This window comes from Aquiflexum sp. (assembly GCF_977115555.1).
This window is the reverse complement of the sequence record NZ_CDSBKL010000340.1, coordinates 1-4,525: the sequence shown is the minus strand read 5'-3', so window position 1 is coordinate 4,525 and position 4,525 is coordinate 1. Positions and strand designations below refer to the sequence as shown.

Below are 4,525 nucleotides of genomic sequence, written 5' to 3'. Positions count from 1 at the left end.
GGGCTTGGAGTTGCGGTTGACTTGACAATAATCAACAGGCTTGAAAAATCAGTGTCTTAGAAAGTGTAAATCCTCCGTGCTTTACCGTCCCGATAGTTTATTCTTAATAGTTTACTCAGTAATCATTCCTAAAAAAGCATCTCATTTCAATTTTTTCCCATTTTTTAAAATTTAATGTTACTTTCAGGAATGAGAATAATTGTAACAATTGTCCTGAACATGGTTCTTTTTTCAGGCTTCGGTCAAAGCTTGAAAAAAGAGGAGATAAATCAAATGGCAGATGCATACTTAGTGGATGGGGTTCATACACTTAGGGATTTTTTATCACTCTCCAATTTAGGAAGCATCCCTGCTGATATTGATCAAAATATAAAATGGTGTGAGGATGAATTTGGGTCTTTGGATTTTAAGACTTCCATCCTCTATTCCGATAGTGTCAAGTACCTTTTTGGGGAAAGAATAACCGACAAGTCCGCACCGACTGTCCTTGTTTATCTACAGATAGACGGGCAACCGGTAGATGCAGACAAATGGTTTCAGGCCAGTCCTTTTACCGCTGTTCTCAAAAAGTGTGACAATGCTGATTGTCAAGAGATAGAATGGAGTGAATTGGAGCACAAATGGGAGCCTGATTGGAAGATCTTCGCAAGATCCGCTTCGGATTCCAAAGGTCCGGCAGTAGCTTTCTTACAATCTCTGAAGATCCTCCGTCAAGAAAACATTCAATCTCCCTTCAACATCAAAGTGATCATGGATTTTCAGGAAGAACTTGGTTCCCCTACCCTACCATCACTTGTGGAGCGATACCGTGATCTATTGGCTGCCGATGTGATGCTGATCATGGATGGCACACGGCCTCCGGGAAATGTCCCCACACTCACCTTCGGTGCGCGGGGAATAGCAACCTTGAAACTTACTGTATTTGGTCCACGAAACGACATGCATAGTGGGCAATATGGAAATTTTGCTCCCAATCCTGTCTTTTCTCTTGCCCACCTGCTCGCAAGTATGAAAGATGAAAACGGCCGGGTGTTGATTTCAGGCTACTATGATGGCATTAACCTCAGTGCACAGCAAAAGGAATTGATCAATCAAGTGCCTGAGGACAGGTCTGAGTTGCTCGAATCAATCGGGATCCATCAGCCCGATATGGTGGGAGATACCTATCAGGAAGCCCTTCAATATCCTTCCTTTAATGTCAGAGGCTTACAGGCTGGATGGGTAGATGAAGAGGTCAGGACCATCATTCCTTCCAAAGCGATCGCAGAAATCGATATGAGACTGGTGATTGAAACACCGGCCGAGCGACAGATCCAACTGGTAAAAAAGCACATAGAGGCCCAGGGTTTTAAAATATTGGATTCTTTGCCTACAGATGCTGAAAGGAAACAATTTCCAAAACTTATCCGATTGGAGTCGAGAATAGGCTCGAAGCCTTTCAAAACATCACTGGATTCACCGATCGGGGTTTGGTTGGGCTTGGCAATGGATCAGGCATTGGGGGAAGGAGGCTATGTCAGGATGCAGGCCACTGGCGGATCCCAGCCAATAGAACCTTTCATTTCCAACTTGGGGATTCCCGCGGTCTCGATAAGAATATCCAATCCGGACAGCAATATCCATGCTCCAAACGAAAATCTGAGACTTGGTAATTTTCATGAGGGCTTAAGGATGTGCCTTGGGATTTTAACTCAGGCGTATGAGTGACTTACAACTGCTGATCACCTCCATTGTACTGGTTTTATTGACTGTCGGTTTTGTGTCATGGATTGGTAAAGCCAAATCCAAGAGGATCAAATTATTGTTGGATTGGTTCCCTGCAATTTTGTTTGCCTATGTGATTCCGGCAGCATTTACCCATGTGCTAAGAATTGATTTGTCCCAAGTAATACTCCATGACTGGAGCAAAACCTGGATCATTCCCTTCACCATACTTTCGGTCATGAGTGCATTGTCATTCAAACAGTTAAAAATTGTAGGCCTAAAACCCATCCTTGTTTTTGTTTCCGGCTCCTTTATCATTGCTACTTTGCCTGTGGCCCTTGTGTACATATTCGGGGTATTGGATCCTCAGAATAAGGTAATGTTCCTTGATCAGGCTTATTGGAAAGGATTGGCACCAATCGTGGGAGGTTGGATCGGCGGAAGTACGAGTCAGCTGGTCTTGAAGCAATTGGCCAATACCCCTGAGGAGTTGTTTTTATCGATTTTGGTGCTGGATAATATCCTGGTAAATGTCTGGACCATTCTCATGTTTCAATTTATCAAGAGGAGTGAAAGGATTAATCGCGCATGGGGTATTGATGGAGAAATCCCAAAGGTCGAGGCACCCAAAACCAATTCCAAGATGAGTTTATTCCAAATCAACCTGTTGACCATAAGTTGTATTTTGGCTATCATGGTACTTACTTATTTTATCCAAATGAGTTTCCTGATGAGTATTGTCACCCTTTCCATTGTCGGCATATTCTTTGGAAATTTGATTCCTGCATGGAATCACAAGCTTGTGCTGAGACTTGCAGGATTTTCAATTGTAATGATCATGGCGATCCTGGGTTTAAAACTTAATTTCTCAAACCTTTCATTACCCGTCAATCTCGTGATTTTGGTATTGATATGGCTGGTGCTTCATTTTGTTTTTATGCTTTTGATCGCCCGAATCCTCAAAGCCAACATCGCTTGGGTGGCGATCGGCAGTATGGCAAATCTGGGAGGAATTTCTACAGCTCCAGCGGTAACGGCTGCTTACAAGGAAGAACTGATGCCTCATGCGATCGTTTTGGCCATATTGAGTATGGTGACAGGCACGAGTTGGGGAATGCTGACGATTTTCTTGTTTGGATTATTGTCAGGGTGAAAAGGGATTTGAATCTGGTGCACCGGTACTGGCTACGACAGGCAGTTGGGAAGTTCAACCTCTTCAGACCCTGAAAGGGTCAAACCTTTCATTAGCCGTGGGTGAAACCCATGGAAAAATAAACGAAAGAAATCCCCCCGACCCCGAAGGGTGTCGAACTTTTTAAACTTCATAAAAAATATCTAAATTCCACTTCCCTTTACTTTTCAAAACATTCTACCCATGGGAACATATACTCAATTTATTTTCCATATCGTTTTTTCTACAAAACATCGGGAACCGACACTTCTTCATGCTGAAAAAAAGAGGCTATTTGCCTATATCCATCATTTACTTACAAATAAAAATTGTCACCTATACAGGATAAATGGTATGGAAGACCATATCCATATTTTAACCCATATGCACCCAACCATTTCAGTTTCTGCTCTTGTGAAAGACATCAAACTCGCCTCAAGTGATTTTATTAAAAGTGAAGGTATTTTTCCAAATTTTAAAGGATGGCAGGAAGGGTACAGTGCATTTTCAGAAAGCATCAAAGCCAAAACCAGGTTGGTGAATTATATCAAGAACCAAGAAGAGCATCATAAAAAGGTCACATTTTTGGAGGAATATCAAGCTTTGTTGGAAGAATATGAGATCAAATTCGATCCCAAATACCTATTGTAGGCTTGAACGGGTTTTTTATAGTGTAAGAGTTCAACCCCTTCGGGGTTGTTCTGAAATCTCCGTAATTAACATTTTCCCTAGGTTTCACCTAGGGCTATTGAGAAGTTAGACCACTTCGTGGTCGATGGGAAGACAAAACTTCTATTAAAAAATTGAAGCTTAAATGAGATTACCTTCCCACTCCCCTATTCGACTGCGATTATGAATTCCCCCCCATGTGTCCCAAGCCTTTTCATTTTTTTCAGGTTCAGATCCAGATCCAATAAGGTCAGAAGGTGCTTAACCACATAAAAAGGCTGTCTATCAGGTTGCATATGTAGAAGATTAGTTATAAGTTTAGGTAATTTTAAAATAGCCGCAAACGTTGCACTTTCTATGGCATTTTGGGTACCTAGCTCAAAGATTGTTTAAAGCAAATCGTTCTTGCTCAATGTAAAACAACAAACTACAAAGAATGAAATTCGGAAAGACAATTAAAATATTTCTAATTGACGGTGATCCAAATGGTCGAATGAGTTGTGAACTTTCCAATTGGTCAGGAAAAGCATATAAAATTCCAAGAATAAAAGTAAAAGATTGTTCTGATCGTGACGATCTAACAAGCACAGGTGTTTACCTTCTTTTTGGAAAGGATGATGACGGAAAAGATCAAGTTTACATCGGAGAAGCGGAATCAATTTTAAAAAGGCTTAACCAACAATTAACTTCAAAGGATTTTTGGAATGAAACAATTGTATTTATAAGCAAGGACGAAAATCTAAACAAAGCTCATATAAAATACTTGGAGAATAGACTACACGAAATTGCAAAATCAGCAAATCGCTATAGGGTTGACAATTCAATTATCCCGACTCAATCCTCAATTTCTGAATCTGACAGAGCCGAAATGGAAGAGTTTATTGAGTACATAAAAATGCTTGTAAACACACTCGGGCATAAAGTATTTGAAGAAAAGAGAGAATTTAAACCAAAACAAAAGCAAGAATCATTTTTTATAAA

5 protein-coding genes are annotated in these 4,525 nt (G+C 40.7%); 4 read left to right on the top strand and 1 reads right to left on the bottom strand.

Annotation, left to right across the window (positions count from 1 at the left end):
* Positions 1-249 precede the first annotated feature (249 nt).
* The 3 genes from ACZFYI_RS16190 to tnpA all read left to right on the top strand — a co-directional run bounded on the left by ACZFYI_RS16190 (position 250) and on the right by tnpA (position 3,526).
* Entirely contained in the window at positions 250-1,707 is a 1,458-nt protein-coding gene (locus ACZFYI_RS16190) for a M20/M25/M40 family metallo-hydrolase (RefSeq protein WP_462525168.1), read from the top strand.
* On the top strand, positions 1,700-2,857 hold the full coding sequence (locus tag ACZFYI_RS16185) for a DUF819 family protein (RefSeq protein ID WP_462525167.1): 1,158 nt from the start codon (positions 1,700-1,702) through the stop codon (positions 2,855-2,857). Before ACZFYI_RS16190 ends, ACZFYI_RS16185 begins: the two co-directional genes overlap by 8 nt.
* Positions 2,858-3,079: 222 nt before the next feature.
* Positions 3,080-3,526, top strand: coding sequence for an IS200/IS605 family transposase (tnpA, locus tag ACZFYI_RS16180; protein ID WP_462525166.1), 447 nt, complete (start codon positions 3,080-3,082; stop codon positions 3,524-3,526).
* A 185-nt stretch (positions 3,527-3,711) separates the two neighbouring features.
* Here tnpA and ACZFYI_RS16175 read toward each other — a convergent pair whose 3' ends face one another.
* Complete coding sequence (locus ACZFYI_RS16175; RefSeq protein WP_462525165.1) at positions 3,712-3,840, bottom strand: hypothetical protein; 129 nt, start codon at positions 3,838-3,840, stop codon at positions 3,712-3,714.
* Positions 3,841-3,980: 140 nt separating this feature from the next.
* On the opposite strand from ACZFYI_RS16175, the gene ACZFYI_RS16170 reads away from it, so the two are divergent.
* On the top strand, positions 3,981-4,525 hold a 545-nt coding region (locus ACZFYI_RS16170), incomplete at its 3' end, for a GIY-YIG nuclease family protein (protein ID WP_462525164.1).

Bases quoted from the DNA above. Each gene is read 5' to 3' on its own strand.
- ACZFYI_RS16185 (WP_462525167.1), top strand. From the start codon at position 1,700: ATGAGTGACTTACAACTGCTGATCACCTCCATTGTACTGGTTTTATTG.
- tnpA (WP_462525166.1), top strand. From the start codon at position 3,080: ATGGGAACATATACTCAATTTATTTTCCATATCGTTTTTTCTACAAAA.
- ACZFYI_RS16175 (WP_462525165.1), bottom strand. From the start codon at position 3,840: ATGCAACCTGATAGACAGCCTTTTTATGTGGTTAAGCACCTTCTGACC.